This is a genomic window from Streptomyces ficellus, assembly GCF_030406405.1.
Taxonomy (GTDB): Bacteria; Actinomycetota; Actinomycetes; order Streptomycetales; family Streptomycetaceae; genus Streptomyces; species Streptomyces ficellus_B.
Genome location: NZ_JAUEPL010000004.1, coordinates 194,751 through 221,235 on the forward strand (window position 1 = coordinate 194,751; position 26,485 = coordinate 221,235).

Genomic DNA, 26,485 nt, shown 5'->3' on the forward strand with positions numbered 1-26,485 from the left:
GGGTGGGCCGAGAACGCCCAGCTTCGCGAGGGCTAGGTGTATTGACCCGCAGCGTTGTTGACGCGGCTGATCGGTGGCTTGCCGTCGAGTGCGGTGTGGCAGCGGTGGTGGTTGTAGGTGTGGAGGAAGTCTGTCAGGGCTTCGGTCCGCTCGGTGTTGCTGGTGTAGGGCCGTAGGTAGGCCCACTCGTCCAGCAGGGTGCGGGTAGGGTCGGCCGAGTGGCGAGGTCCCTGCTGGGCAGGGCCTTTTCCGCTCGGCCTCCCTCCGAACCGGACGGGCCCGCTTTCCGAGCATCCGGCTCTCCAGTGACTACTGCGTGAGCATTGCGTTTGGCTTCCCGGTGTGGATGCGCTCGTGACAGGCACCGCAGACCACGAGGGCCTTGCGCCGGCGCCTGGCCATGAGCTTCATCCAATCGGGGGACGGGGCATCCAGACGGTTGAGGTCGTTGAGTGACCTGATGTGGTGAACCTCCACCTCACCAGCTTGACCGCAAACCTCGCACGGATTTCCCTGAAGTCGACGGATCAACTCCTTGTGGGGATAGGCAGGACCCGCCAGACGGTCAGTCAACTCCGCCGTCTTCTGCCGCTTGAGGGGAATCCCTCCGAACCGTGCTATCAGTTCCTTCCTGTTGTCCCGTGGCATGCGAGCCTCGAAACAGGTGCGCGGTCCGTACGGCGTCTGGATCTTGGCCTTGAAGCGGGCCGCCATCTTCGACACCGTGGAGCCGTGCTTTCGCGCCAAGGTGCGGAGCATTGCTGTCTCCATGACCCAGCGCAGCCGGTGAAGCCGGAAGACGTCACCGGCCATCAGGTAGTACTGGACGACACCCCGGTACTCGATGGCGAACTTTCCGACAATGACATGGTCAGACTCGTTCACAAGGGAGTTCTGGCAGGCGGGTTTTCCGCGTGCCAGAAAGGGTGCCGACTTGGCCTTGATTACGGCGGCAGGCACATGCAGGACGATCGTCCCGTTGAGGGACCGGCGGTTGCGCCGGTCCGTCGTTGACGGTCGCCGTGTTCTGCGGTCCGTACTCGCCGTCGAGATCTCATAGCCGAGGAATCGAGCCCTGCCCGTTCGGGCATGGGTGATCAGCGTTTTCTCCTGAGACAGTTCCAGCTTGAGGTCGTCACGCAGGAACTTCGCCAGACGCCGTTTGATTTCTTCGGCTTCGGCCTTCGGTCCGACAAATCCCAGGAGAGTGTCATCGGCATAACGCACGTATCGCAGTCTCCGGTAGTCAGGATCGTTGGGATCCTGACTGGGAAGACGGTGCAACCGCTTGTAGAGAGACCGCACTTCTACTCGGTCGCCTCTTCGGCGGGCACGTGCGATCGCCGATTCCACCCGCCGGTATTCCGTACTACGTGCACGGAGGCGTCCTCGGTTGTATTCCGGGATCAGTGTCTGCTCGACGTAGGTGTCCAGCTTGTGCAGGTAGATGTTGGACAGGACGGGTGAGGCCACGCCGCCTTGCGGAGCTCCGCTCAGCGTCGCGTGCCATGTCCAGTCCTCCAGGTAACCGGCCGTCAGCATGTTCCGCACCAGCCGCAGGAACCGGCTGTCGTGGACCTTCTCGCCCAGCGTCCGGAGCATGACCTCATGGTCGAGGCTCCCGAAACAGTCGGCGATGTCGCCCTCGATGAGCCAGGTCGTCCCCGTCCAGGTGTTCACCACTTCGCGCAGCGCGGTGTGGCAACCTTTCCGAGGACGGAATCCGTGGGACCGACCGGAGAAGACCGGCTCGTAATACGCCTCCAACAGGAGTCGCACCACCTCGCCAACCAACTTATCCGACCAAGTGGGTAGGCCGAGAGGGCGAGTCTTCCCAATCTGTTTCTTCGGGATATAGACACGTCTCGCGGGGCGGAAACGATAGCGCTCGTGACGCATCGCATCAATGATGCGATCGATCCGGCCCGTTGACATACCATCCACGGTCTCCTGCGTGACCCCCGGCGTCATCGCCCCCTTGTTGGAGTAGATGCGGCCGTAAGCCAACAGATACAACTGCGGATTGAACATCTGTCGATACAGCTCCTCACACGGCAGACCACGCCTACCGCGCTCACGCAGGACACCCAGCACCGTTTCGGCGCTCTGCATTTCGCATACCTCCCGACTTCGAGTGTCCGATCACCTGGCCCCCTTCGCCCTATGCGGACGGCTTTCCCGTCCTCCTTGGCCGGTCGTGACTCCGGCGACTACTACGGGGCCTCCGTCACCATGGGGCTCGCGCCCGTTAGGTGATCCCACGTTCATCTCTGTCGCACGTCATAGCGTGACGTAGGCGCCCCACTCATCTCCTTGAATGCCTTCACTAGGTATCGCTCCTTGCCCCGAGAGTTGCGGAGTCCGTTCAACGCGAACTCCGCAGGGCTGGCGCCGGTTTCAGATGTCTTTCCGGCGGATGTGAACTTCCATCTCCTGGAGATTGGGATTCAAGCAATCAAGCCTTCGCCATATCACGCGGGCCTTCCCAGTACGCCGTCCCTGACATCTGAACCCGGCTGCTGGTTTCCTGGCATGCTCTGGTCCCCTTCACCTTTCGGATCCAGGTAAGCCATTAGGCCCAGGAACCTCCCCTCGATTTCCTCCCGGCTATGCCGGGGATACGACAGAGCGCCTCGTGGCGCACTTGAAGCGTTCGACCTTACCGTTGGACTGGGGCCGGTAGGGCGGATGCGTTTGTGGGTGGCGCCGCCCGCGGCCAGGGTCTGGGTGAACAGCTTGGACTTGTAGCACGAGCCGTTGTCGGTCAGGACCGCTCGACGGTGATGCGGTGGGCGGTGAAGAAGGCCTGGGCCCGCTGCCAGAAGCCGACGGCGGAGTGGATGTACCTGTAGCCGATCACCGGCTTGCAGTTCTTGCGCTCCCTGGTGGTGGCCTGTCGGTGTCGCTCGCCTGTCGCTCTGCCGGCTATGCGCCAGCCGCCGCCGTCGGGGATGTTGCCGAGCTTCTGATGTGGACGTGGACCAGCTCGCCGGGCCCGGAGCGCTCAAAGCGGCGGATGGGTTGGCCGGTGGGCCGGTCCAGCCAGGCCAATCGGTTCAGCCCGTGGCGGGTCAGGATGCGGTGCACGGTCGAGGCGGCCAGGCCCAGGATGGGCCCGATCCGTGCCGGGCCCAGTATGCGGGCCTGGCGCAGGTCGCGGACCCGGGCCTCCAGGGTGGCCGGGGTACGGTGCGGCGTCGTGTGTGGCCGGCTGGAGCGGTCGTGCAGCCGGGCCTCGCCTTCCGCCCTCCACCGGCGCATCCATTTGTGGGCGGTGGCCCGCGCGACGCCCATCTCGGCCGCAACGTGCGCGACCGGACGAGCCAAGCGGACACGTTCGACCGGCAGTCATCTCCCATGAACGGTCAGCTGGGCATTACGGTGGGACACGAAGATTTCCGTGCGGTGCAGTCCTAGACAGCTCCGCCACACCGGAGGTCTTCGCCATGATCAAGACCCCCGGCTGTCAACAAGGCTCATGATCAATACATCTAGTGGTTTTGTTCACGAGTTTGGGTTCTGGCTCAACTTCTGTCACGCCCCCACCGTGAGTGCTCGTCGCTGCTCCAACGCTCGGAGGATCAGCCGCACCTTTTGGCTGTATTCGGGAGTGCCGGTGCCGTTTTGCCCAGCCTCGTGGCGGGCGGGAAACCCGGTGGGTCGTTGTCCGAGTCCATAGGGGGTGTGACCGAGATACGCGCCAAAGGGGCAACGGGACGATCTTGAAGCCCTGATCCGCTCGGATTTACGTGCGGCGACGTGCAGCGGGGTCGCGTTCGGCGACGTATCGGGCGACCGAGTCGACGCCGGGGCGGGCGTACCGCTCCAGGGAGCGGACGGATGCGTGGCGGGAGCGGGCCAGCAGCATCGGGGTGGAGGTGCCGTCCTCGGCGTCGTGTGTCAGGGCACTGTGGCGGAGCCAGTGGAGCGTCCACCCGTCCAGGTCCTCGATGTCGTCGGGTGAGGCGAGGGGGTTGGCCAGCAGCCGGGTGTTCTCCTCGAAGATCTCCTCAGCGCGGCGGTAGGAGAGCGGGGCCCGGCCGGTCTCCGGGCACACGTCGAGCGCCGGTGTTCCGGCCGGGGCCTTGCGGTCGGTGAGGAACAGCGGGCCGCGGGTAGGGCGGGCGGGGCAGCAGCAGGGCGGTGCCGGACTGCCAGTGAATCCACTCGGTCGCCCCGCCCTTGGCGGTGATCCTGCCGCGCTTGTCTGCGGGTAGAAATCTTCCGCGTTGAGGCACAGCACCTCGTCGGCCCGTGCGCGGACTCGTAGAGCATCTTCCACTGGGTCTTCTCCCGCAGCGCGACGTCGAGGCGCCACAAGGCGGCGATCTGGTTCTCCACGAGGGCGTTGGTGCGGTCGGGCGGCGCCGGCCGCCGCTCGATGCCGATCGTGGGATCGCCTTCGATCCAGCCCTGGCGCTGCCACCAGCCGATCGCCTTGCGGGCGATGGACAGTTCCCGGTTGACGGTGTCGGCGTCCATCTCGTCCGCCCGCGCCGCCGCCAGCTCGGCCAAGACCTCCGGCAGTGCCGGGTCGTCGATCGCGGCGACGGGGAAGACGGGGGGCTTCGCGCCTCGGCGGGCGGTCCGGTCGGCGCCGGTTCGCCAGTGAGCGTCCCTCCCCACGTCGTCAGCGAGATGCGGTGGATACGCGCGGAGGACTTCGCGATGCCCGCGCCGGTGAGGTAGCGCTCGACCGCCGCGGTGTACGACCCCGAAGCGGCGGACAGGGGTACGACCCGGGCGCGCGGCACACGCAGCGCGCCCCCGGCTCCCAGCTCGGTCACTCGTTCGATCGTCACGTCCGTCCCGCCCTTCCGGCACTGCCGCAGTAAATGCGTACACCTCGCCCCGGCGGCCGGAATGGCCCGTCGCAGGCCGCGGTGATCAGGGTGGGGGCTCTGTCGCGGTAAATCCGGCATTTACTGCGGCAGTTGCGAACGCGTTTCCGCGATCGAGCATCCGGGCGAATGCGGCTCTGTTGTGCGGACTTGAGGGGAGGGGACTGTCAGTGCCCGGCGCCAGCATGCTTACCTGGGGTCATGCCCCAGATCCTCCGTCACGGGCAGGCACTCGGCGAGCAGGTCGACGACGTCGCGCCAGGCTCGCTGCGCGTGCCGTGGGTGGTAGCCGACGCCGGGGACCACAGGGTGGCCGACCGGCGGGTGGTGGAAGGCGTGCAAGGCACCGCCGTAGACCGCGAGGCGCCAGTCGACGCCCGCGGCCTGCATCTCGGCGGTGAACGCGTTCCGTTGCGCGGGCGGCATGATCGGGTCTTCGGACCCGACCCCGGCCCACACCGGGCAGCGAATGCGCGCCGCCTCGCCCGGTCGGCCCGTGGTAGTTGCGTTGACTGTCCCGATCGCGCGCAGGTTGACGCCATCGCGCCCGAGTTCCAGCGCGATGGCGCCCCCGGTGCCATAGCCGACGGCGGCTATCCGGTCGGGGTCGGTCCGCGGTTCGGTGCGCAACACGTCGAGCGCCGCGTGGCCGATGCTCCGCATCCGGTCGGGGTCGGCGAGCAGCGGCATGCAACGGGCCAGCATCTCCTCGGGGTCGCCCAAATAGCGCCCGCCGTGAAGGTCGAAGGCCAGCGCTATATATCCCAGTTCGGCGAGAGCATCGGCCCGGCGGCGCTCGACGTCGCTGAGCCCCATGCCCTCTGGTCCGAGCAGCACCGCGGGCCGGCGGTCGACACCGGCCGGGAGCGCGAGGTGCCCGATCATCGTCAAACCGTCGGCCGGATACTCGACCGTACGCGTCGTAAACGTCGTCATGAGACTGGACTGTAGTGATCGTCGAGCCCGGTCCGGCTGGTGTTCTGCCGCTGGCAGAACAGCGCGGATATCCCTCTGAAATACGGCGAGGGCTCACCAGAACGGTCACAAACCCCGTCCCCACGGCAGCGCTATCGGATCACCTGCCCAGGCCACGGTGCTGGAGGCTGACCCTCGCAGCAGGATTCTGAGGTATACCGGCCCGCTCCCGCGAAGGGCGTCACCAGCTGGTTGACCTCACGGTTCAGGCGGCCTGGCCGAGGCCGGCGGCGGTCAGGTCCTGCTCGCGCAGCGGGGTGAAGTCGACGTCGAGTTTCGGGTCGTACGCCTCGGGCTGGACGCCGAGTTCGTGGGTGCTGTACTCGCCGAACCGGTTGATGTGCTCGGTCAGGTACGGCGAGATGTGCGCCAGGTCTTCCGGGTCGATCTCCCATCCCTCCTCCAGGAGCTGTCGCACGATCTCCGCGATGTCCAGAGCGTTGTGGAAGATCACCGCGTTCGTGAGCAGCGCGTTGAACTCCATCGCCTTCTCCTGCTCGATGGGGTCGTTGTCGGCTATGACGCTGCGGTTGCCGAAGCCGATCCACTGTGAGAACCGGTTGAACGACTCGACCTTGTTGGTCGCCGCGGTCACCTGCCGGCGCAGCGGCGCGTCGAAGAGGTAGCGCAGCAGCCGAACAGTACGGATCACGCGGCCGACCTCGCGGAAGGCCGCGTAGGTAGCGTTCTTCCGCAACCCTGACCGCAGCCGCTTGAGCAGCGTGGAGGAGGAAATGGTGCCCTCGCGTACGGAGACGGCCACCCGCATCAGGTGGCGGAACTGGGACTCGATCAGGTCGAAGTCGATGACGTGCTTGCCCGGTTCGCCGAACAGGGCGTCGATGTGCACGTACTCGCTCTGCTTTGAGAGCCGGTAGAAGGTCAGTTCCTTCCAGTTCCTGATCCTGGGCATCAGGTCGAAGCCCAGGAGGTGGGCGAGCGCAAAGACAGGGAAGCTCTGGCCTTGGGTATCCGCGTGCACGGTGGTCGGCTGCACCTCGCTGATGTTCTTCAGCAGGCCCTCGATGATGTAGACAGCCTCCCACACGCCGCACGGGATGAAGTGCATGAACAGCGCGATCTAGGTGTCCGAGACGTGGTGGTAGGCGATGCCGCCCGGCTTGCCGTACCGGACGCTCGTCTCGGAGAGCAGGTTGTCGAGGTACGTGTCCATGTGGGTGCCGTCCGCCGCGACGGCGGTCCCGTCGCCCCACGCCTGCGAGATGTCCAGGCGGGCGTGCGCGTTCACCAGGTCGGCGATCGCCTCGTCCAGCAGCACGATCGAGAAGTGCTTGTTGGCGACGTACGACAGCTCGTGCCCGCTCACGCCGGGGATGTGCCGGGCGGCCTCGTACGGGTCCATGTTGGTGCCCTTGACGAACGTGGCGATCACGTAGCGGCCCAAGGGGTCGCTGAGAGCTAGGGCTCGTTGCCGGAAGGCGGGCCGAAACGGCGCTGGAGCTGTCGGCGCAGCACGCCGGTGCTGCCGACCACCTCAACCAGGCCGGCCCCGACCACCCTGGACCGGCGTAAGGTTCACCGCCACCTGGAACAGCCGCGGACCCGTTCGGCCGGGCGGTCAACGCGGCCACCACGCCGCGGCTGTCCTGGTGGGCACGGCGACGCGTTGTCCGCGCCGGGTCGTAGTTTCTCGGGAGCCGTCGGCTTGCAGGCAGGGCCCGCAGCCGGCTGGCCCTCCACGAGATCAGCGGCGCGCTTCCCACCACAGGATCAGCACCGTCACGGCGCCACTGCCCAACTTGTAGGCGACGCCCTGGAGGAAGTGGTGGTGGACACTGTGTCCACCGTTTCCGCGCCATTTCCGCAGGTGACTGCGGATGGACGACAGCCACCTGTCCACCGGACGTGGATGCTTGTCTAATGGATTCACGCCAGGCTCCGTACTGGTGAAGTTGCGTTTCTCTGCGTTGCGACACCACGCAAGGAGCCCTCCCAACTCAGTGGCCTGGAAACCCGTCGGGAAGCAGGGCTCCTTTCGAATTCTTGGAGTCTATCGACGGGTGATCGTGGCGCTGTAACTTGCGGCCGTAGCAGAGCGCTTGGCGACCTTTCCGATCTACAGGCTTGCTACACCCTGAGTACGTTATAGGCCCTAAAACCCCAGGTACGACTCTGCATGCTGCGATGCCAGTAACTCTTCTCAGCAAGCACATCGCTTAAGCCTGTCAAACCAACTCCTCAAGGCGGAATCACTGTCGCACGCGGGTTCATACCGCTGTGCCTGTTGCCAGTGAGGATGCGTGAGGGTGGATAGGTCTGGCCGAGGGGAAGTGAGTCTGGCTGAGGTTCAACGGGCTTGAACTCGTCCTTAGTCCGGGCGCACCTGGTCCTCGCGGGATGAGTAACGCCTCGCCCCCGGCAGCTTCAATACCTGGGACTGATGCGGTTGGCCAGTTGAGAAAGGGGAGCGCGCCCACACGGCCCACCCAGCTCACCTCGCTGTCAACGCTCTGTGTCATTATGCGGACGCGTCCCAGGGGAGTGGGCCGCGGTCTACTGATTGCCAGGGGGTTGGGGATGGGCGCGGGTACGGAGTCGGACGGGTCGTCCAGGTCCGATGAGGAGTGGGAGCGGTTTCTGCGCGAGTCGGTGGCGGGTGCTGCCGACGCGCCCAAGGAGCCGTCGGCGCGGGCCCGCGATGTGGCAAAGCGGCTGCGCGCGGAGCCCGGCCGCGGCCTGGAGGGCTGGCGCAGCTACACGCCCGCGCGGCCGAAGCGGCGCACGGGCTGGTACGTGGTCGGGCTGCTGGCCTCGCTGGTGCTGCTGGTGGTGGCGCTCGCGCCGGGGCGGATAGTGGGCCTGTTCGCCGACGCTGACTCCCCGCTGCTCGCGGCCGAGACCGCCCGCCCGACCCAGGTACCCCCGGCGGAGGTCGCCCAACGCCCCACCATGGACGAACCGTTCCGCGGTTCGCCGGCGGCGGGCTGGGCGAGCGGAGCGGCGGGGATCACCGTGCCGAAGGCCGGAGCGGTCGGCTGGATGAGCGCGGCCGAGGTCGAGCGGGCCCTTGCCCGCAGCCGGGACTTCCTCGTCGCGTCCGGCCTGGACCGCGGCGTGCTGCGGGGCGAGCGCCCCGAGAAGGCGATTGCCATGATCAACCCGCACCAGAAGGACGTCCAAGACCTTTTGAAAACCGCTTTCCGAACCCCGAGTGAGAAGAACGACCCCCTCCTGCTCTTCAGCCGCTTCCAGCCCTCCCGCACCCACCTGGTCGGCGACGTCGTGAAGACCCAGGGCCGGCTCACCTACCGGGAGGGTGAGCGCGGCGCGCTCCAGGTGACCGCCGACGTCACCTTCGTCTACCCGGTCACCCGCGCGGACGCGGGCGGCGACGACGAGATCGTGCGCACGATCGTCCGGCGCGAGCTGGTCCTGAGCTGGGACGACCCTGACAAGGTGATCACCGAGCCGGGTACGTTCTCGATCGTTTCGTACAAGTACGACATGACCAACGGCGGCTGCGACGCTGCCGCGGGCTACCTCACACCGCCTTTCGGCACGGACCGCCGGGCGGACGAGGCCGGCACGGCGGTCGACCCGTATGACCGCAGCGCGCCGGTCGGGCGCGGCGAGTCCTCTGGGGACGAGTGCGGGAGGGCGACGCGGTCCTAGCGGGCGTTACTCGGTGGCCGCCACCCCAACCGCGAGGGTGATGAACATCCAGCCGGCGATCCGCTCCGAGCGCCGACGCCAGGCCGGTTGGCCGAGCGCCGCGCACAGCCGGTCGGCGACGTGCACGAGCACCAGCCAGTAGACGACGCCGATCGCGACATCGATCGCGCAAGGCCGTTTCGTTCGGGCATCGGGCGGACCAGAGGAAGATGCCCGCGATGTGGAGGGCGGCCAGGTAGATGGTCGCGGACTTCTCGCAGCGGGTGGCGATGCCACGCCACTGCTTCAGGCGGTTGATGCACCGCTCGGCGGTGTTGCGCTGCGTGTAGGCATCACGGTCGAAGGCCGGTGGCCTGCCACCCTGGCTGCCCCGACGCAGCCGTGGCTCCGCTGGTCGGCCGGGATGGGGATCGCTGCCCGGATTCCGCGCTTGCGCAGGTGCTCGCGGATCGCGCGGGAGGAGTACGCCCTGTCGGCCAGGACCACATCCGGCCTGGTGCGTGGCCGTCCTTTGCCGTAGGGCGACCCGCAGGCGGGCGTGTCGAAGGTGGCCAAGGGCTACAACCGTCGACGGCATTGTCCAGGCGTGGGCGGACGGCCAGCCCAACTACGGGGTGCGGCTGGCTGCCGTGGACGAGACGGACACGGTCACCTGGCGGCGCTACCGCTCCGCCAAACTACGTCGACGGTGTACACGACTCGGCGACTGAGCCGTCACTGATCGTCACCTACAACTCCGCACCGACGACGCCCACCGAGCTGAATGTCAGTCCGCTCAAGGCGGGGACCACACTCACGATCGCCGGGAGCCTGACGCCTGCACTCCGGGCCACGGTCGGCGACAGCGATGCCGAATCCGCTCTGGTGACGGAGTTCCAGGTCAAGGCGGATCCAGCCTTCGCCGATGCCACGTACACCTGGACCGGGAAGACGGCGGAGTTCGCTCCGGGCGCCGTCGCGACGACGCAGATTCCCACCGCGTCGGCGTTGCCGGACGGCAGCCATCTGCGGATGCGCGCGCGTACCAGCGACGGGACGGACACATCCGCCTGGTCCGGCTGGAAGACCTTCCGGGGCGACGCGAGCGCTGTCCTGCCCGCCGACCTTCTCACGCAGGTGCAGGCCGGGGCCACGGACACTGCCTCCCCCCTGATCACGGGCATCGTCACCTCACCCAACGGTGGCATGATTGAGGCCCAGTTCCGGCTCGGTAATGCCGAGGGACATCAGACCCTGGCCAGGCAGCTCGTCCCCAACGGAGAGCGCGCCGACTTCCGGATTCCGGCCGATCGGCTCACTTCCGGCGGTCCCTTCCACTGGTCGATGAGAGCCTGCTAGGCGGGCAAGTGCTCCGCGTGGACCGCCAGCACAGCGATCACCCGGGGTTCCGGCACGGAGCCGACCCCAGCGCCCGCCGCTTCGTCGGTGGACGCCCCCGCTCACCAAGGCCACTGTCTGCACCGGTTCCGACGACTGCGTAGGGCAGACCGGCAGCACCCTGAATGTCGGTAACGTCTCGGGCAAGAACTGGCGTACGTACCTCAAGGCCGACGTGTCGAAGATCCCGCCGGCGCGCGGGTGACCAACGCCGTGCTCAAGCTCCAGTCAAGCGCGACGACGCCCGACCTCGATGTGCAAGCCCGCAACGGCGCCTGGGCTCCGACAGGGACGGGAAGCGCACTGGACGCGGTCACAGCCGCCGAGGCCAACCTGACGGCCGGCCCGCCGTGGACGATCGATGTCACCGGCCTGGTCACCGGCTGGACCGACGGCGCGAACACCAACCACGGTTTGGTACTGCGTACGCCCGACGGCACGCCGAGCACGGCGGGCATCAGCTTCACTTCTGCCTCGCTCACGGTCGAGTACGGCGCTGCGACACGGCCGTCACCGCCCACCGAGGTCAGTGCCCGGGCCGGGGACAGCGGGGCTCTGATCACCTGGGGTGCCAGCAAGGACAGCTGATACAACGACACGGTCCCCACCTACGAGGTGACGGCCGTAGACTCCTCCGGTGCTGCGGTGACCAAGCGGACAACAAGCGGCACGGACACCGTGATCAGCGGCCTGGCCAACGGCGCGTCGTACACCTTCCGGGTCAGCGCCTCGACCCCGTACGGCAGTAGCGACACCGCCATCAGCAACGTGGTCAAGCCGTTGAGCGGCCCCTGGACAGCGCCACATACACCCAGACGCCGGCGAGTACCTCGAAGCCGGTGCTTCCTTGACGACCGGCACGCACAACAGTGCCACTGCCGCGGCGGCTGGCCGCCCGAACGCCGCCAAGTACTCGTGGCTGCTGAAGGCGGAGGAATCCTGGGTGATCGACACCCGAGACCCCCTTAAGGCAGACGGCCTCGCCTACACATCGATCACCACCACCCTTTCCGACGCCCTGGTGATGCCCTCAAGCGACGGATCGGTGACCGTCCGCGCCGTGGTGAGTGAGCAGAGGACACTGGCCGACGCGCCCTCGGATCCGGAGACCAGCGAGGCGACCGTCCTCTACATCTTCTCCCGTGGAGACGCTCCCGTGGTACGGGGCAAAATGAACGCCGGTCAGTACGAACAGCGGCTGGCGAAGGACGACAGCGCCTTCGGTTCCGTCACCCACGGCACCGTGGAGAAGGACGGCTCGGCCACGGCGGCCACCCGGTCGCTCACCCTGCCTGCCAACACGTCCACGGCGTACGCGGCGCAGTACACGCCGTACGCCGCCATCAACGCCAGCGGCACGGCAAAGTGGGCGAGAGACCACTGGAACGACCGCCCGGAGTACAGCCAGGACTGCACCAACTACGTCTCCAAGGCGCTGTATCACGGTGGCGGCATGCGTATGAAGGGCGTGAACAAAGACAAGAGGAGCGCCGACAACTGGGGGCGACTCAAGCACGCGTCACCGCCGCACTCCGGCGGTGGCTTCCACTACACCAACTCCCATAGCTGGACCGTCGCTGACACGATGCGTCTTTTCCTCACCCGGCACAGCGACGGCTTAGTGAACACGGAGACCAAGCAACAGTACGCCAAGGTCGGAGACGTGGTCCTGCTTAACTGGGCCGGCAAGGGAGGCTATGACCACGCCGGTGTCATCACCAAGATGGCCAACGGAAAGGCTTACGTGAGCGCACACAACAACAACCGCCTCAACCAGCGCCTCGATACCTACGTGAACAGCCAGAGAGGCACCTGGGCGGACATCATCCGCGTCAAGCCAGGGTGGTACTGATGCCGAAGGTCCCAGGAGCCAAGTGGGCCATAGGGGTGGGTCTGCCCCTGTGCCTCGGCGCAATCGCTCTCACGTGGTGGCTACTTCGAGAGCCCGCACCCTACGCCTTGCGGGACACTCCCGAGGTACATGTGACGGTTCGGCCTGCGGAGACCACCTACCCGGAGGCAAAAGAAGTCGCTCGCGAAGCTGAACTGGTCATCAAGGTGTACGTCCAGCGCCTTCGCGCGGGGGACGCTAGGGATTTAGCCCGTATTGGTGCTCCGTGGTTCACGGACAGAGAGCGGGCTGCGCAGAGGGCGATCTCCAGGTATGCGTCACACGCTGACGAGCCGGTTGATGCGGTCGTATCGGACCCCGCACACCTGGTCTGGCCTCTGCGGAACTAGGCTTCAGCGGTGGGGGACGACAGGTGTTGGATCTGACCCAGGACGACGATGTGTGGTGGCTGGCACTGGGCGACGGTGATCCGGTGAAGCCCTAATAATCGGCATCTCATGAGAGATAGCGGCCGCCGCCCACAGGAGAGGACGTGGGCGGCGGTTGCCGCATCCTGTCGCCTACGCCCAGGCCGACGCTCCCGCCCGGCCGTTCGTCGCCGCGCTGACCGAGCTGGTCCAGGCACAGGCCGACACCACCGGCTTCGTCACGCTGCCCCGCTGGGCGGAGATCCTGAAGCGACACTTCCCGCTCGAGCTCCTCGACCCCGACCACACGACCCAATAGGGCCACAGGGCCGACTAGTCAGCAGTGCCGGGGCGTCGGATGTCCGCGTTCACCCGCGCCTGCACCCCGGGCTCTCCCCGACGTACGCCATACCGGGGTGATCCCCGAGGTCGCCCACTGCTGCTGAAGGGCGTCCATCACCGCGCGGCCGGTGTCTTCGTCGGTGGAGGTGATGTCCCGGACGAGCAGCCCGGGTTCGGCGATGTGCTGTTCGTCGATGTGCATGACCCTGGCGACGACCCGGCGCGGTCTCCCGGTTCGCCGGCAGCCGTACGACCGCCCGGATGGGTGAGGGCCGTAGGCGTGCTGCCCGCGGCCGGTCGCGTGGGTGCGGCCGGGTCCGTAGACAGAGACAGGTGCGGCCTGCGGTCCGATGACAGGACGGGACCTTTAAGGCTGCTGCCCCCTCTCGCCGGGGTCCGCGCTACCCCGAGCGCGCGGGCCCCGGTGAAAGCCCGGGTCGCGCCGTGCGCAGTGCCGTCGTAGACAGAAGCTATGAGCGAGGAGAACACGTCGTGGCATCCCGGTGAGATCGTGCCCGCCAGCGGGGGGATCTATGAATGCGGCTGCGGCGGCGAACACCACTGGAGCACCGACGTGAAGGGCCACCGCTTCCCGCCGCTGCCGTCGGGCTGCTCGGGCGAGTTCTGGACGCTGCAGAAGCCAGCGCATCCCGAGAGCTACCTCGGCTGACCCAGGGCCTTGGGCGCGCAGTGGTGCTGAAGCCGCCCGTTGGAGCCGATGCTTCCCCAAGCCCGTGAGACGGTGGGCGCCGCTGCGGTGCCTGGGTGGCAGCTGGATGATCAGCTTCGCCGGTCATCGCCCTCGTCGACGCCTTCGGCTTCGATCTGCTCCTTGCGGACCTGGCCGTGCACTGTTCCTTCCTCGGCGTGCTCCTCGGTGTCCAGGCGTATCCGCTCCACGGGGACGGCCTCGGTCTGCACGACGGGTTTCTCTTCGTCGAGTGTGACCTCGTGCTCGGCCTCGCAAATCTCGGGGCCGGGCATGGCCTGGTCGACGTTGGCGTCAGTGAGCGGCTCACGCTCAACACGGACCTCTTCGTGCCGCACGGGGACGGTCCGCTGGCCCTCCTCCGTCACCACATACTTGGGCAGGCGGGCCCGTCCTGCTTCACGGCGTTCGGTGCCGACATGCATCTGCTCCCCGGACCGCGTCATCGTCGTCACCGGAGCGCTGCATGGACGTATCACTGCGGGCCCAGCCGCCCTCGCCGGGCTCATTGGCCTGCTGCCACGCCGTGTCCCAGCCGATGCCGTAGTGCTCGTAGAGGCGGTGCTGGCACGGACACCGCAATCAAATGAGCACCAAAACCAACCCGGCCCACTACTCCGAGCGCTATCGGGACCATACGAACGGCCAACCTCACGCCCACCAGAAGTCCGACACCATCCGGCCGGATTCAAAAGTGGAGCGCAACGCCGGCAGAGAGCCGGGGCAAGTCGGCCTCCCGGCCCCCGACGGGAGCGAGATCCCTACGGTAAGTCGGCGTTCTTCGCCGATGCTGTCTGCCCCGCTGCGGATGTGGTCCGCGCGATCAATGCCGATGCCGAGGCGATTTTCAACGCGCTGCCCTGCTCGCTGCTGACCTGGACGGCAGCGATCCCCAACGGACGGATCAGGCTGCTCGCGGCTGGGCGGGGTGCCGGGCGGGCCAGAATGAGAGCCCTGCCCGGGACCAGCCCCGGCTGATGTGTTCTTCCCTTTGCCTGCATACCTGGGTGGTGTCCGGTGGATCCTTCGGCGTGTTCGCTACAGGCTGCCGGTGTCGCCGCGCACAGTGAGGTCGTGGGGCCGCCCCCCTGGTGGCCTCGCTTCACGACGAATGGAGATGCCGGTGAGCGTGGTCAGTGACAGCACGACGGGCGAGAAGCTTGCCGAGAGTCTGTTGGAGGGGGTGGTGAACGAGCCGATGAGGGCGGCGACGAAGTTGCTGGGGGCTCACAGCGATGGTTACTGGCTGCGGCGCATGACCAATGACCGGGAACTCGCGGCCCTGGTCGACCATCCGCTGATCGACCTCACCGGCCGGTATCCGACGGTCGGCTGGGACGGCGTCGGCCACCTCCTGAAGGCCCCAGGATGGTCCCGGGGGGCCTCCAGGAGTCAGGCGGCTGTGCTGGAGTTCGCCGCGTCCCTCGTGAGCCGGTGCCCCGTACAGCTCGGCAACGTGACCCGCGCGGTGGACGATGCCGAGTTCCAGCTGCTCCTGGAGGCCATGGAAAAGGCTTCGTACGGCGACCCCCGCTGAGTGCGCGGGGTGCCCCTGACTGCACCGCGGCAGCGCACCGGCAACCGGATGATGGGGGCGCTCTGGGTGCCGTGGCGCTTTGGCGGGCTGACGGTGGGGGCGTACGAAGGCCTGGTGAGCCGGCCCGGGTAGGCGAAGAACCTTGGGTCGGCCACGTTGAGTAGAGCGCTGATGTGGATGTGTACCCGGCTTGCTAACGGCTGGGTCCCGGTGAGGTTGCACGCCTACTGGCGTTCGTGTCGCGGGCCCGGGGCGTTGGTGGGGCATGGAAGGTTCCCACGGTGAGATCGCTCCGGGGTTGTCGGCGTCTGTGTACTGGCTGGACTCGCCGGTTCGCGTCGGTGACCACTGGGTGATGTGTGCGCTGCTGCGGCAGACAGGTACCCGAGGCCGGCGGAGTGACGACCCGGTGGGTGCCGGGCCGGAGCCGGACAGCTCTGGATCCGGTGCGTCGGCTGGCGGGTGGGGGACGCGGTATGGGGGCGAGGACGGGCGGTGATGCTCTACACCGCGATGATTACGGTTATGGGGCGATGGTGGCTGTAGCGCTGAGCTTGTTGTTTAAGGCTAGGCGTCGAACATGACTCGAACTTGATCTTCCTTTTCGCGGTTCAGCGGACGTGAGGGCGGCCTTCGTCTGATCCTGTGCTCCGTCACAGAGGCAGAGGAAGCAGTACGAAGGCCGTGGTCATGAGTCTGGGGTATCAAGGCGTCCTGCGGGATGCGTTCGCGGAAGTGTCACGCTTCCGGACGGAGTTGTACGCGTGTCTGACCGCGCGGGGGGACGCGTTGTTCGAGTTATGTGACGCGCTGCTGTGCGCGGAAGGGCCGGTGCGGACGCTGGTCGATCTGGCGCTCGCGCCGGAGCACCGCCGCGGGCATGGGGCCATGTACGGCGGTCTCAATCAGGGCCGGATCGACGTGGCCCGGCTGCGTCGCGCGCTTGCCTCCATGCCGTTGCCGAGGGCGGCGGACGGTCGGATTGTGCTGGCCGCGGACGTTTCGCCATGGCTGCGGCCGGACGCTAACACTTGCCCTGACCGGGCCTTTTGTCACACGTTCGGCCGGGGCGAGGGTGAGCACCAGATGGTGCCAGGCTGGCCGTACTCGATCGTGGCCGCGTTGGAGACGGCCGGACATCGTGGACGGCAGTGCTGGGCGCGGTCCGTCTGGAGCCCGGCGCGGACGTCGCAGCGGTGACCGCGGTCCAGAACCGCGAGGTCGTCGAACGGCTCGTCGCGGCCGGCCAGTGGAAGCCGGGCGACCCGGAGGTCCTGGTGGTGCTGAAAGGGCGGCCGACCACCCAAGCACGGCGGCGAGTTCGTATTCGGCGATCCCGCTACCTGGGGCGCCGAGCAGGCCAGGACTGTCACGGATACCCGCCGCTACGGGAAGGCCACCGCGCAGGCATGGGACCGGCTGCACCCGAGGCTGACCAGGCGGGCGGCCTGGATCGACCACGACGGACCACTGCCCATCATCGAAGGCACCGTCATCCGCCTGGCCGTGGAGAAGCTGCCCAGCGGCGGGGTGAACAAGCCGGTCTGGCTGTGGTGGTCAGGCACCGGCGCCACCGCCACCGACGTCGACCGCTGCTGGCAGTCCTTCCTTCGCAGATTTGACCTGGAGCACACGTTTCGCCTGTTCAAGCAGACGCTCGGCTGGACCAAGCCCCGGCTTCGCAGTTCGGAAGCGGCTGGCCGGTGGACGTGGCTGGTGATCGCCGCCCATGCCCAGCTCCGGCTCGCCGGCCGCTGACCACCGAGCTACGACGGCCCTGGGAGAAGCCAGCCGAGCCGAACAGACTCACACCGGCCCGTGTTCGCGGAGGGTTCAGGAACCTGCGCACGAAGACCGGCTCCCCGACCGGTGCACCGAAACCGTCCCGACCCGGGCCCGGCCGACCGCCGGGGTCGAAGAACCGTCGCACGGCCACTTGTCATGACGTGGGAAGAGTCCTGGCGACCGGTGAGGCATGCAGCCGCCCCGCGCACCACAAGAAGGGCAACCAAGCCCAGGCGAACCGTCACCGAGCGCCCAGATCAGAGATCTGAGAGCGAGTAGCTGAAGCAGCGATGCCAGACTCCCGCAGCTTGCGGGCCAGGCGTTCGACCTCGGGAAGCGTTCCTGAGTAACCACCGTTCAGCACACGGAGCAGCACAGCTTTGGCACTCATCAGGTCAATGCCGAGCTCAGCCCGCAGCACCCGCATGATGACGACACTCTTCGTCGACGGACCCCTCACCTGCAGCCTCGTGGCTCCATGCTCCGAGAGCATCTGATCGCGCCGTTCAGCTGGCAGGTCGCCACCGCACACGGCTACCGCAAAGCCACAGGCGGAACATGTTGACTCAACGTCCCACCGCAAGCGGCCGTTGACCAGGGCTTGGACCCCATAACACTCCAGCTCAGCGCCGCAGTCCTGGCACACGGCGGAGTACCTGACGGATTCGAAAACCGCGTGCTCCATCCCCACCCCCAACGGAGACAAGGTTAAACGACAAGCTGAGAGCTTGTTTTTGAACTCTGGCCGTGAGGTTTGTACGGCTGGATGATCTGGGTTGTGGCGTCTGGCGGGGTGGGCCGGCGGTACTGCCGGGAGTGCGGTAGTCCGCTTCCGTCGTCGATGGCGGCGGAGGCGGTGTTCTGCTCGGGCCGTTGCAGGTCATGGCGGTGGCGGAGGCTTCAGCGGGCCCGGCGGCGGTGGGTGCTGTGGGTGCTGATGCAGCGGGGGGAGACGGCCGAGTGTCCGGTGTGCGGGCGGTCGTGGACGGTGGGAGTCGAGCGATCGCGCTCGGCGGTCTACTGCTCGACGCGGTGCCGTGTACGGGCCTGCCGCCAGCGACGGGCGTCACGGATGGGTGTTTCAGAAACGCTTTAGCCGAACGGCACGGCAACGCCACAGGTCACAGCTGTTTTTCATGCTCGCCGGGGGCGGGCAACCGGTGCTTCGAGCGCCCGCATTTCGCGCTCTGCCCCGTCAAGTCGGGCTCGCGTCACGGTGGAAGCGACCTAGGGCCTGTCGTTTGGATCAGGCTGTGGGGCGGCGGGCGCGGAGCCGGTGAACACCCTTCATGGCGTAGACGGCGGCCATGAGCGCGAAGCCAGCGAACGTGAGCCAAAACCAGGATTCCGCCACCACCAGACTCAGCAGCAGGCCGCCGAAGAGCAGCAGGGAGCCGACGACGTCCAGCAGGTCAAGGCTCGCCTTGAAACGCACCGCGGAGTCGGATCCGCGCAGTCGGCGGATGACGGGAACGAGGCCGAGGGCCTGCAAGACGGCCAGACCGAGAGCGATCCAGACGAACCAGCCGGGTATGTCCACGCCGCGCACTGTATCGCTCCCCCGGGACCCTCGGAACCAAGATCCGAAAGACAGGCCCCAGCGCGCGGGTACGACCCGACCAGGGCCACGAGTGCTACACGAGTGCTACGAGGGCACACCGTACGTTACACACTGTTCGGCCGGACCGGCCTGCGCGTGAGCGAGCTGGCGCTGGGCGCCATGACGTTCGGCGACGAACTCGGCGAGGACGTGAGCGGCCGCATCCTCGACGCGTACGCCGGCGCGGGCGGCAACTTCATCGACGCGGCCGACGTCTACAACGGCGGAAGTTTGGAGACGGTACTCGGCAAGCTGCTCGACGGCCGTCGCGACGGCTTGGTCCTGGCCTCCAAGTACACCTGCGCGACCCGCCAGGGCGACCCGAACGCGGCGGCCAACCACCGCAAGAACCTGGTGCGGTCGGTGGAGGAGAGGCTCGCCCGGCTGCGCACCGACCGCCTCGACGTGCTGTGGGTGCACGCGCGGGACGAGTTCACGCCGGTCGAGGAGGTCATGCGCGCGCTGGACGATCTCGTACGCGCCGGAAAGGTGCTCTACCTCGGTGTGTCCGACTGGCCCGCCTGGGAGATCGCCCAGGCGAACACCCTCGCCGACCTGCGCGGCTCGACCAGCTTCGCGGGTTCGCAGCTGCGCTACAACCTGCTGGAGCGGACGCCCGAACGGGAACTGCTGTCCCAGGCCCGCGCCTTCGGCCAGGCGGTGTTCGCATGGGCACCGCTCGCCGGCGGCAAGCTCACCGGGAAATACCGCCGCGGTGAGACGGGGCGTCGCCCCGCCGGCCTGGACGCCGCCGGGGCGGACCCTCAGGAGGACGCGGTCATCACGGCGGTGCTGGAGATCGCCGAGCAGGGCGGCTGGAGCCCGGCCAGGTGGCGCTGGCCTGGCTGCGCGGCCGCCCCGGCACCATCGTCCCGATCATCGGCGCCACCCGTCCGGACCAGCTCACCGACAACCTGGCAAGCCTCGACGTCACCCTCGACGCCGAGTCCGTCGAGCGGCTCGACCGGGTGAGCGCGGTACCGCTCGGCTTCCCGTACGCCTTCCTGCGCGAACCGGGCATCCTCCGCAACGTCTACGGCGACCTGTGGGCGGACATCGACGACCGCGGCACCACGCGCCGCAGCGCCATGGGCCAGGACTTGAAGACATGGCCAAGGTGCGGAACGGGCCGCTTTCGCCGTGGAGCGTTCAGAGCCGAACGCCGGGGCCGTCCAGCTCGGGCAGACCGGCGGTGGACAAGGGTTTCCGTACCGTGACGTCGTCGGCGATGTCGATGGTCATCCGGTCCAGGCCCATGTAGAGCGGGCCGTCGTACCCGGCCTTGCGGGTGCGGTTCATGATGACCTGGTCTCCGGCTTCTCCATGCAGGCCCTTCTTCGCGATGTGCGAGAAGACGGCGATGCGCGGCCGGGCTTCGGAAAACACCCGGGCGGCCTGTTCCGGTGTGGTGAGTTTCTCTTCGACCGCTTTCAGCTTGCCCGACTTCGTCAGTTCCTCGTCGAATGCGATGACGTTGTGTATGAGTGCGTCGACGCCCTTGCCGTGGGTGACGACGTTCTCGTGGTACGTGGTGTCACCGGAGAGCAGGACGGACTTTCCGGAATGGTCGAAGCGGAACCCGTAGGCGGGATTTCCGTCCTTGTGTTCCACGGTGAAGGCGGTGACCTTGACGCCGTCCTGGTCGTACACGATGCCGGGCCGTATTTCATGCACGCGTATGTCGAGATACTCCTTCTTGAACAGGGCGTTGGAGCGGTGGTCAAGGTCGTGCTGGTACATGGCCCGCATGCCCTTGACCATGCCCGCCGTGCCGGGCGGGCCCCAGATCTCCAACTGCTCGGTCCGGCCGAGCATGAACCATGGGTTGAGCCAGAGCGTCGGCAGGTCTTCGTAGTGATCGTTGTGCAGATGCGTCAGGAAGATCTTGGTGACGTCCTTGGGGTTGACACGGGACTCGTACATGTTCTGGGTGGCGCCCCGTCCCACGTCGAACAGCAGGCGTAGGCCGCCGGCCTCGATGAGCGTCGACATGCCCTGCCGCGTGGTGGACATCTCCGGTCCGCCGGTTCCCAGGAGGCGCACCCTGACAGTGGGTGCCGGTCCGCCGGCCGCGTCCTGCTGTCCTGCGCGCGGCGCGGTCTCACTCGCGGTCGCGCTCGCGGCCTCGGTCCCGGTCTTGGCCGCGGCGTTGCAGCCGAGCAGCCCGAACGGCAGGGCTGCCGCTGCCCCGAGCAGCGGGCGTCGCGCTATTGCGGCAGGGGAATTATCTGTGGCGGGACGGCTCGATGACCCGGCGTTGCTCGAACGGCGAAATATGCGCATGGTCGTTCCTTCCGGCGAAGCGGTCGCGCCAAGCGGCTCAAGTAGAGCAACCGGAAGCACCGCTGCCCATGGGCGAGTCCTCCAGACAGGACGGTGCGACGGGCAGGGAGTTCCGGAGGATCACCCCATTGCCCACAGCGTTTACCGTTTCTTCGGATCAGCGTGCGGACCGGATGAAGACGCCGAGACCACGCCATTTCTTGACCCCACGACGAGGCGGTCCGCCACCTCTACATGACGGCCGTCACCACCCACGTCTCCGGTTGCGCAGCAGGCGGCAGGCTCCCGCCGGCCGGGAGCGGGGGACCGCCGAGATACGGCCGGCGGTTACACGACGGGCGGCTGAGGCGGCTGCTGTTGCGACGCGGCGTTCGTAGCCGTGCGCGCACCCATGGATACGAACTTCAGTCACCCGGGTCGCTGCGACGCGGGACGAGGATCTTGGACAAGGCCAGGAGGCCCGGGCCGCACGCCGGGAACTGAACCATGTAACGCGCGGCAGCCCCGATCAGAGGTGTCTGGCAGGGAACGCAAGGTGGACAAGCGTGCGCAAATCGATCGAGGTACCCGTCGGAAGCCAAACGGCCTGTAGCGGCCGCGCAGCGATGAGGGGACGCTGTGGTCCAGCGCCTGAGCGCGTTCGCGCGGCCCACGAGGCAGGGCAGGGTTACATCGGGCACCGCGGAGTGCTCCGACGAGGTGTGCCCAGGAGGGCGGCTCTTCCATGGAGCAGGACCGACCGTGGCATCGACCGACACAGTTCACTCCACCGGTCCAACAGGGTCCTTCCGACCTGGGTCTCCTCTAGAGGGTGGCCCAGGCGCCGTCCACCTCCCTACGGACTGATCGCTCTGGAGTGGGAAAGGCGGGCATGACCATGCAACAGTTTGTCGGTCAGCCAATGATGGCGACCGGGGCGTCCCAGGCGTTGCGGTCGACGGTGATGGTGTGACCTCCGCGTGTCTCCTTGCTATTGGCCTTGTACTGGTGGCCGCGGCTGTGGTCCGTGTACAGCTTGGGGTTCCAGGGCCAGTCCTTCGTGGTGGTCTCCTGACCGTTCCACAGGGCGTACCAGAGGTTGCCCGGCAGGTCCGTGCGGTCCTTGGCGGTGGCGATCGCCTTCGCGCTGGAGCTGCTGAAGCCGTAGAGGCCGGAGCGGTAGGTCTTGGCGCGCAGGGTCCTGCTGAAGGACCGCACGTAGGCGAGGGTGGCATCGTTGCACGCCTTGTCGGCGATGTCGTACGACTCCATGTTGAGGTAGATCGGACTGCCGGGCTTCATCCCGAGCGCCGTGGCCTTGGCGATCGCGTCGTTGGCGTTGCTGACGCCGACCGAGACCGCGGTGGCGGCGGTGAACCTCTCCTTGTTCCGGCTCTTCTGGCAGGGCGGCTGGGCGCCGACGTACAGGGGGATGACGCGCCAGCCGAGGGTGTCGACGGACTTCACCCAGGGCTTGGTCAGGTTGGGCTGGGCGCAGCCGCGGTTCTTGCCCCCGATGTAGACCGCGACGCCGCCGTAGTAGCCGTCCTTCTTCCACGCCTTCATCGCGGCGAGTGAGGGTGCGGTGCAGGCGTCGAAAGCCCGGCCTGTGTACGTCCTCTGAGTCGGCCACGCCGAGGCGGCCATCGTGGTCTGCGCCGCGATCCCGGCGCCGACCACGACGACGACACCTGTCGTCGCCATGGCGATGTAGCGGCCTTTTCTGGACAACCGGTGCTTCGGCATTCCCCACCCCAGGACACGATCGAGCCCCGGTTCTCCGGAGCCCGATCACCTTACCGGGAAGTGGGGCCCTGCAATGGCCTACCAGCATGTCCACCTAGGCGTCTTCGTCGCCGAGGTCGGCAGCGCGGCCTCTACCGGCGCGCCGCCGTACTCGACGGGGTCGCGCCGCACCCCGGTGTCTGGGGTGCGAGCGGTTCGGAACGCGGCGCGGCACAGCGGAGAAGATGCGGCCTCGCATCAGCCTGCGCGCTGCGGGCCGAGGATCCGCCACGCGGGTATCACCGTGGCTGTCGCCGTCCTGGAACTCGCCCTCGCCTTCCACCGCGCCGTCCTGGGCGAGTACGACAAGGTGCGCACCGTCATCGACCGGCTACGCGAGCTCCCCTGGACCGGCGACTACGTCTACTACGCCGACATTGCCCACTCCATGGCCGACCTGCCCATGGAGTCATCGTCGTCCACGCGGTGGATCGACGGCACGCAAGCCGTCCGCAGGCGCTGGCGCGCGCTGGTCACCGCACGGCGCGCGTACTTGCGCACCGCACGATGACGCCTCCGGCTGATGCACGTGTCACGTGTGGCGAGTGGCAGGTCCAGCAGTTCCTACAGAGGCTGCGAAACCGAAGCGCAGAGGAAATGCCGGTGCTGGCATCGATGGCGGGCGCGAGACGTGCGGAGGCCGCGGGCAGTCCGACTGCCCGGAGCCTCCGGTCTCGCTACTGCTCTCGGCCTTCGCCGTCCTCGGGCCTTCTTTAAGGTTCCAGTTGGTCTCCTCGATCTCCGTGAAGAGTGCGGAGCGCTCCTCGTCGGTCAGGGAGTCCCCATTGATGCTGTGCATCCCCCACGGAACGGGGCAGGGACCGTCGTGATCGGGGTCCGGGCAGAGCACGTCCGCAAGGCGGTCCATCAGCTCCTCGTGCTCGGCGGAGGTGGCGATCATGGCGATCTTCACCTGCCAGAGCCTCGGCTCCTCGGACCCACCGTCGGCATCCGTGCCGGCACCGGGGTCGGTGTCAGGGGTGGTGTCGGGCATGTCGGACGTCCTCCAGGCAGATCAGGGGCCGCAGCCACACCAGCTGCCGTAGGTGCCCGCCACACCTCGCTGTGGAACAGAATGCCCCACGAGTTGTGGTTGGCGCTGCGCATCCAGTTGGCGGCTTGCGGCGGTGGATGTTGCGCGGGCTGTTGTTGCTGTCTCACCACTGGCGGACGCGGTTCTTCGTGCAGTCGTACGCCTTGCAGTGGCGGGCGTAGCAGCCGCGGGGAGCCTGGTGCACGGTGTCGCGCTTGGCGTCCCGGGCGGCCTCCTTCCTGGCTGTGGCCCGAGCCCGCGCCCCAGATGTACCCGGTGCAGTGCGAACCGTGCCCGGCCAATTGGCACTTGGTGTTGCACTTCCACTTGCGGCCGTCGAGGTCGTTCTTGTTGACCGGGTCGCCGGGGTAGCGGTTGCGGTTGTCACCGCCGCCGAAGACCGGGTCGACCGAGAGGAAGCGGCCGGTCGCCGGGGCGTACAGCCGGATGCCCATGAGCGTCTGGCCGGTCACGGTCTCCGCGGTCCGCTGCTTGGCGCCCAGCCAGCCATAGCGGGGCACCTGCTGGCCCGCGCGGGCGTTGCCGTACTCGTCGGTGTCGAGCGCAGTCGGGGCGACGGAGGCGTCCAGGGGCAGTTGGAGCGCCACGTCACCGTGGATGGTGGTGAAATGGAGCACCGTGTCGCCGGTCGCGCCCGTCGTGGCGGACAGACCGCCGGAGAGGGGGGGACACGTTGCGGGTGACCGCTGCGGTGGCGTTGTCCTCGACGATCCACCGCGGGCTGTCCGCATCGCGCTTGTAGTGGTTGGTCTTGCTGCCGACCTGTGTCCAAGTGGTGCCGGTCCTGTTCTCGGCTGTCCAGGTGCGGATGCGCAGCGCGGCGTCGAGTTTCCAGGTCTGCCGCTGGGTGGCCGTAGTCTGCTGCCGCGCGATGTCTTTCGCGAAGTAGCGGGTGGTGACGCCGCCCGGCTGGGAGGTGGTCCGGCCGAAGGCGTCGTAGACGTAGCCCGCGGCCACGGACTGGTCGGCCGAGCGGCAGGCGGTGGTGACGGTGGTCCCGCCGGAGACCGAGTAGTCCTCGCCCGGTCCGCCGTTGGCCGTGGTCAAGTCCGGTGCGGTTGGTCCGGCCGTCGCACGCGTACGTCCGCCGGGTACACACGGTGTCCGCGGTGTCCTGCACGCTGGTCAGATTGCCGGCGGCGTCGTAGCCGAACCTCTGGTCGGACCAGCCGGCACTGCTCGTGTTCTGGTCGTGGACGGACTGGGTGACGGCGTTGTCGTGCACGAGGGTGCCGTCGCCGTCCCGGCCGCGTTGTAGGTGCCGCTGAAGGTTCCGGCGGCGGAGTCGGTGATCGCGGTGGCCAGACCACGGGGTTCGGTGCTGTGGTCGTATGTGAAGGTCTGGGTCTAGGGCACGCTGTCGGCGACCTTGACCGGGCGGTCCAGAGTGTCGTACTCGGTGCTGGTGACGCCGCCGTCGGCGTCGGTGTAGGAGGTCAGGCGGCCGAGCTTGTCGTACGCCTTGGTGATGGTCCCGGAGGAGGCCTAGCTGACGGTCGCGACCCGGCCGGTGTCGGGTCGTATGCCGTGGTCGTCGCGGGGACGGCCTGGCCCAGGCCGCCGGTGACGGTGACGGTGGTGGCGCGGCCCGCACCGTCGTAGGCGGTGGTGGTGGTACGGGTGACGCCGTTGGCGGTGTTGGTGATGACCGCCGTGTTGCCCCACACGTCAACTCGTAGGTGGTGTGGTGGCCAGCGCGGCGGGGTTGGTACCGCCGCCGGTGATGGCGCCTGCGGAACCTGTGGACCCAACTCACGCAACGCGGCCACCAACGTCCCAGTCCTGTCGGTCACCTACAACAATCCGCCGGGAATCCCCACGTCCGTGGCGCTCTCCCCGTCCTCGTACAACGCCTTCAACAAGCGCACGTACGCCACCTCGGTGACGCCGACCTTCTCGGCGAGTGTGACGGACGCCGACAGTGGCACCGTGCGTGCCCAGTTCGAGGTCACCCCCGACCCGGCGTTCAACGACGCGGGTACCTATAGCTGGGCGGGCACCAGCGGTGCCGTCACGTCCGGTAGCATCGCCATGCTGACGCTTCCCGAGGACAGGAAGCTTGGCGCGTTCGGCTACCGGGTTCGTGCACGTGCCTATGACGGGTCCGCGTACGGCCCGTGGAGCGGCTGTGTCCCCTTCCGCGTGAACACCGGCAAGCCTGCCGCCCCGCAGATCGCGTGCGTCGGCCACCCGCAGGACGCATGGACCGACACGAGTGGTGAAATCGACTGCACCTTCACCACCACCACCTCCGACGGCCGCGGCTTCCTGTGGGGGCTCGACGACCCCAACACTCGCCAGCAGGTGAATGACCCGGCCGGCACCG

The 26,485-nt window shown here is 67.6% G+C and carries 23 protein-coding genes and 6 pseudogenes; 11 read left to right on the plus strand and 18 right to left on the minus strand.

Annotation, left to right across the window (positions count from 1 at the left end):
* Positions 1-32 precede the first annotated feature (32 nt).
* From QWM81_RS04805 to QWM81_RS04820, 4 genes and pseudogenes are all read right to left on the minus strand, one after another.
* A pseudogene (locus tag QWM81_RS04805) lies at positions 33-203 on the minus strand (integrase core domain-containing protein); the annotation flags it as partial.
* Positions 204-309: 106 nt separating this feature from the next.
* On the minus strand, positions 310-2,112 hold the full coding sequence (locus tag QWM81_RS04810; protein WP_290110230.1) for a reverse transcriptase/maturase family protein: 1,803 nt from the start codon (positions 2,110-2,112) through the stop codon (positions 310-312).
* A 537-nt stretch (positions 2,113-2,649) separates the two neighbouring features.
* Positions 2,650-3,348: pseudogene (locus tag QWM81_RS04815) on the minus strand (helix-turn-helix domain-containing protein); the annotation flags it as partial.
* A 397-nt stretch (positions 3,349-3,745) separates the two neighbouring features.
* A complete protein-coding gene (locus tag QWM81_RS04820; RefSeq protein ID WP_290110231.1) occupies positions 3,746-4,057 on the minus strand; it encodes a site-specific integrase in 312 nt (103 codons plus the stop codon).
* A 197-nt stretch (positions 4,058-4,254) separates the two neighbouring features.
* Here QWM81_RS04820 and QWM81_RS04825 point away from each other — a divergent pair, with 197 nt between their 5' ends.
* Entirely contained in the window at positions 4,255-4,689 is a 435-nt protein-coding gene (locus QWM81_RS04825) for a hypothetical protein (protein ID WP_290110233.1), read from the plus strand.
* A 341-nt stretch (positions 4,690-5,030) separates the two neighbouring features.
* Here the strand turns inward: QWM81_RS04825 and QWM81_RS04830 are convergent, their stop codons facing one another.
* The 3 genes and pseudogenes from QWM81_RS04830 to QWM81_RS04840 form a co-directional block, all read right to left on the minus strand.
* Positions 5,031-5,777, minus strand: coding sequence for a dienelactone hydrolase family protein (locus QWM81_RS04830; RefSeq protein ID WP_290110235.1), 747 nt, complete (start codon positions 5,775-5,777; stop codon positions 5,031-5,033).
* Positions 5,778-6,021: 244 nt separating this feature from the next.
* Positions 6,022-7,224, minus strand: a pseudogene (locus QWM81_RS04835) (Tn3 family transposase); the annotation flags it as partial.
* A 297-nt stretch (positions 7,225-7,521) separates the two neighbouring features.
* Positions 7,522-7,677, minus strand: coding sequence for a hypothetical protein (locus QWM81_RS04840; protein WP_290110237.1), 156 nt, complete (start codon positions 7,675-7,677; stop codon positions 7,522-7,524).
* A 677-nt stretch (positions 7,678-8,354) separates the two neighbouring features.
* Here QWM81_RS04840 and QWM81_RS04845 point away from each other — a divergent pair.
* On the plus strand, positions 8,355-9,449 hold the full coding sequence (locus QWM81_RS04845) for a hypothetical protein (RefSeq protein ID WP_290110239.1): 1,095 nt from the start codon (positions 8,355-8,357) through the stop codon (positions 9,447-9,449).
* 6 nt (positions 9,450-9,455) lie between these two features.
* Here QWM81_RS04845 and QWM81_RS04850 read toward each other — a convergent pair whose 3' ends face one another.
* Positions 9,456-9,581: a hypothetical protein gene (locus QWM81_RS04850; RefSeq protein ID WP_290110295.1), complete on the minus strand. Its 126-nt coding sequence runs from the start codon at positions 9,579-9,581 to the stop codon at positions 9,456-9,458.
* Positions 9,582-9,612: 31 nt separating this feature from the next.
* Positions 9,613-9,965 (minus strand): annotated as a pseudogene (locus QWM81_RS04855) (transposase); the annotation flags it as partial.
* 348 nt (positions 9,966-10,313) lie between these two features.
* Between QWM81_RS04855 and QWM81_RS04860 the strand changes: the two are divergent.
* Both QWM81_RS04860 and QWM81_RS04865 read left to right on the plus strand, forming a co-directional pair.
* Entirely contained in the window at positions 10,314-10,787 is a 474-nt protein-coding gene (locus QWM81_RS04860) for a hypothetical protein (protein ID WP_290110240.1), read from the plus strand.
* A 189-nt stretch (positions 10,788-10,976) separates the two neighbouring features.
* A complete protein-coding gene (locus QWM81_RS04865; protein WP_290110290.1) occupies positions 10,977-11,414 on the plus strand; it encodes a DNRLRE domain-containing protein in 438 nt (145 codons plus the stop codon).
* A 20-nt stretch (positions 11,415-11,434) separates the two neighbouring features.
* On the opposite strand, the gene QWM81_RS04870 is transcribed toward QWM81_RS04865, so the two are convergent.
* Entirely contained in the window at positions 11,435-11,602 is a 168-nt protein-coding gene (locus QWM81_RS04870; RefSeq protein WP_290110241.1) for a hypothetical protein, read from the minus strand.
* Positions 11,603-11,673: 71 nt separating this feature from the next.
* Between QWM81_RS04870 and QWM81_RS04875 the strand changes: the two genes are divergently transcribed.
* Together QWM81_RS04875 and QWM81_RS04880 are read left to right on the plus strand one after the other, a co-directional pair.
* The gene (locus tag QWM81_RS04875) at positions 11,674-12,678 is read left to right on the plus strand and encodes an amidase domain-containing protein (protein ID WP_290110242.1); all 1,005 of its coding nucleotides are present in this window, start codon (positions 11,674-11,676) and stop codon (positions 12,676-12,678) included.
* A 543-nt stretch (positions 12,679-13,221) separates the two neighbouring features.
* Entirely contained in the window at positions 13,222-13,404 is a 183-nt protein-coding gene (locus tag QWM81_RS04880) for a hypothetical protein (protein WP_290110243.1), read from the plus strand.
* An 18-nt stretch (positions 13,405-13,422) separates the two neighbouring features.
* Here QWM81_RS04880 and QWM81_RS04885 read toward each other — a convergent pair whose 3' ends face one another.
* Positions 13,423-13,629 carry a DUF6207 family protein gene (locus QWM81_RS04885; RefSeq protein WP_290110244.1) on the minus strand — a complete coding sequence of 69 codons (207 nt, stop codon included), beginning with the start codon at positions 13,627-13,629 and terminating at the stop codon, positions 13,423-13,425.
* Positions 13,630-13,899: 270 nt separating this feature from the next.
* On the opposite strand from QWM81_RS04885, the gene QWM81_RS04890 reads away from it, so the two are divergent.
* The gene (locus QWM81_RS04890) at positions 13,900-14,097 is read left to right on the plus strand and encodes a hypothetical protein (RefSeq protein ID WP_290110245.1); all 198 of its coding nucleotides are present in this window, start codon (positions 13,900-13,902) and stop codon (positions 14,095-14,097) included.
* A gap of 110 nt (positions 14,098-14,207) precedes the next feature.
* Here the strand turns inward: QWM81_RS04890 and QWM81_RS04895 are convergent, their stop codons facing one another.
* On the minus strand, positions 14,208-14,582 hold the full coding sequence (locus QWM81_RS04895; protein ID WP_435372326.1) for a YsnF/AvaK domain-containing protein: 375 nt from the start codon (positions 14,580-14,582) through the stop codon (positions 14,208-14,210).
* A 677-nt stretch (positions 14,583-15,259) separates the two neighbouring features.
* Between QWM81_RS04895 and QWM81_RS04900 the strand changes: the two genes are divergently transcribed.
* Both QWM81_RS04900 and QWM81_RS04905 read left to right on the plus strand, forming a co-directional pair.
* Positions 15,260-15,673 carry a hypothetical protein gene (locus QWM81_RS04900; RefSeq protein WP_290110246.1) on the plus strand — a complete coding sequence of 138 codons (414 nt, stop codon included), beginning with the start codon at positions 15,260-15,262 and terminating at the stop codon, positions 15,671-15,673.
* A 690-nt stretch (positions 15,674-16,363) separates the two neighbouring features.
* Positions 16,364-17,727, plus strand: a pseudogene (locus QWM81_RS04905) (transposase).
* A gap of 977 nt (positions 17,728-18,704) precedes the next feature.
* Here QWM81_RS04905 and QWM81_RS04910 read toward each other — a convergent pair.
* Positions 18,705-18,998 (minus strand): hypothetical protein, encoded by a 294-nt coding sequence (locus QWM81_RS04910; RefSeq protein ID WP_290110247.1) that lies wholly within the window; start codon positions 18,996-18,998, stop codon positions 18,705-18,707.
* Positions 18,999-19,178: 180 nt separating this feature from the next.
* Between QWM81_RS04910 and QWM81_RS04915 the strand changes: the two are divergent.
* Positions 19,179-20,140 (plus strand): annotated as a pseudogene (locus QWM81_RS04915) (aldo/keto reductase); the annotation flags it as partial.
* A gap of 67 nt (positions 20,141-20,207) precedes the next feature.
* Here the strand turns inward: QWM81_RS04915 and QWM81_RS04920 are convergent.
* Entirely contained in the window at positions 20,208-21,341 is a 1,134-nt protein-coding gene (locus QWM81_RS04920) for an MBL fold metallo-hydrolase (protein ID WP_290110248.1), read from the minus strand.
* Positions 21,342-22,235: 894 nt separating this feature from the next.
* On the minus strand, positions 22,236-23,066 hold the full coding sequence (locus QWM81_RS04925; RefSeq protein WP_290110249.1) for a glycoside hydrolase domain-containing protein: 831 nt from the start codon (positions 23,064-23,066) through the stop codon (positions 22,236-22,238).
* A 283-nt stretch (positions 23,067-23,349) separates the two neighbouring features.
* Here QWM81_RS04925 and QWM81_RS04930 point away from each other — a divergent pair, with 283 nt between their 5' ends.
* Positions 23,350-23,616, plus strand: a complete 267-nt coding sequence (locus QWM81_RS04930; protein ID WP_290110250.1) for a hypothetical protein — start codon at positions 23,350-23,352, stop codon at positions 23,614-23,616.
* Positions 23,617-23,637: 21 nt separating this feature from the next.
* Here the strand turns inward: QWM81_RS04930 and QWM81_RS04935 are convergent, their stop codons facing one another.
* Genes QWM81_RS04935 through QWM81_RS29250 form a run of 3 tightly spaced genes read right to left on the minus strand, consistent with a single transcriptional unit; the run spans position 23,638 to position 25,206 of the window.
* Positions 23,638-24,099 (minus strand): hypothetical protein, encoded by a 462-nt coding sequence (locus QWM81_RS04935; RefSeq protein ID WP_290110296.1) that lies wholly within the window; start codon positions 24,097-24,099, stop codon positions 23,638-23,640.
* Entirely contained in the window at positions 24,015-24,776 is a 762-nt protein-coding gene (locus QWM81_RS29245) for an RHS repeat-associated core domain-containing protein (protein WP_435372327.1), read from the minus strand. The genes QWM81_RS04935 and QWM81_RS29245 overlap by 85 nt, the downstream gene beginning before the upstream one ends.
* Positions 24,748-25,206, minus strand: coding sequence for a hypothetical protein (locus QWM81_RS29250; RefSeq protein ID WP_435372328.1), 459 nt, complete (start codon positions 25,204-25,206; stop codon positions 24,748-24,750). Before QWM81_RS29250 ends, QWM81_RS29245 begins: the two co-directional genes overlap by 29 nt.
* Positions 25,207-26,485: the final 1,279 nt, after the last annotated feature.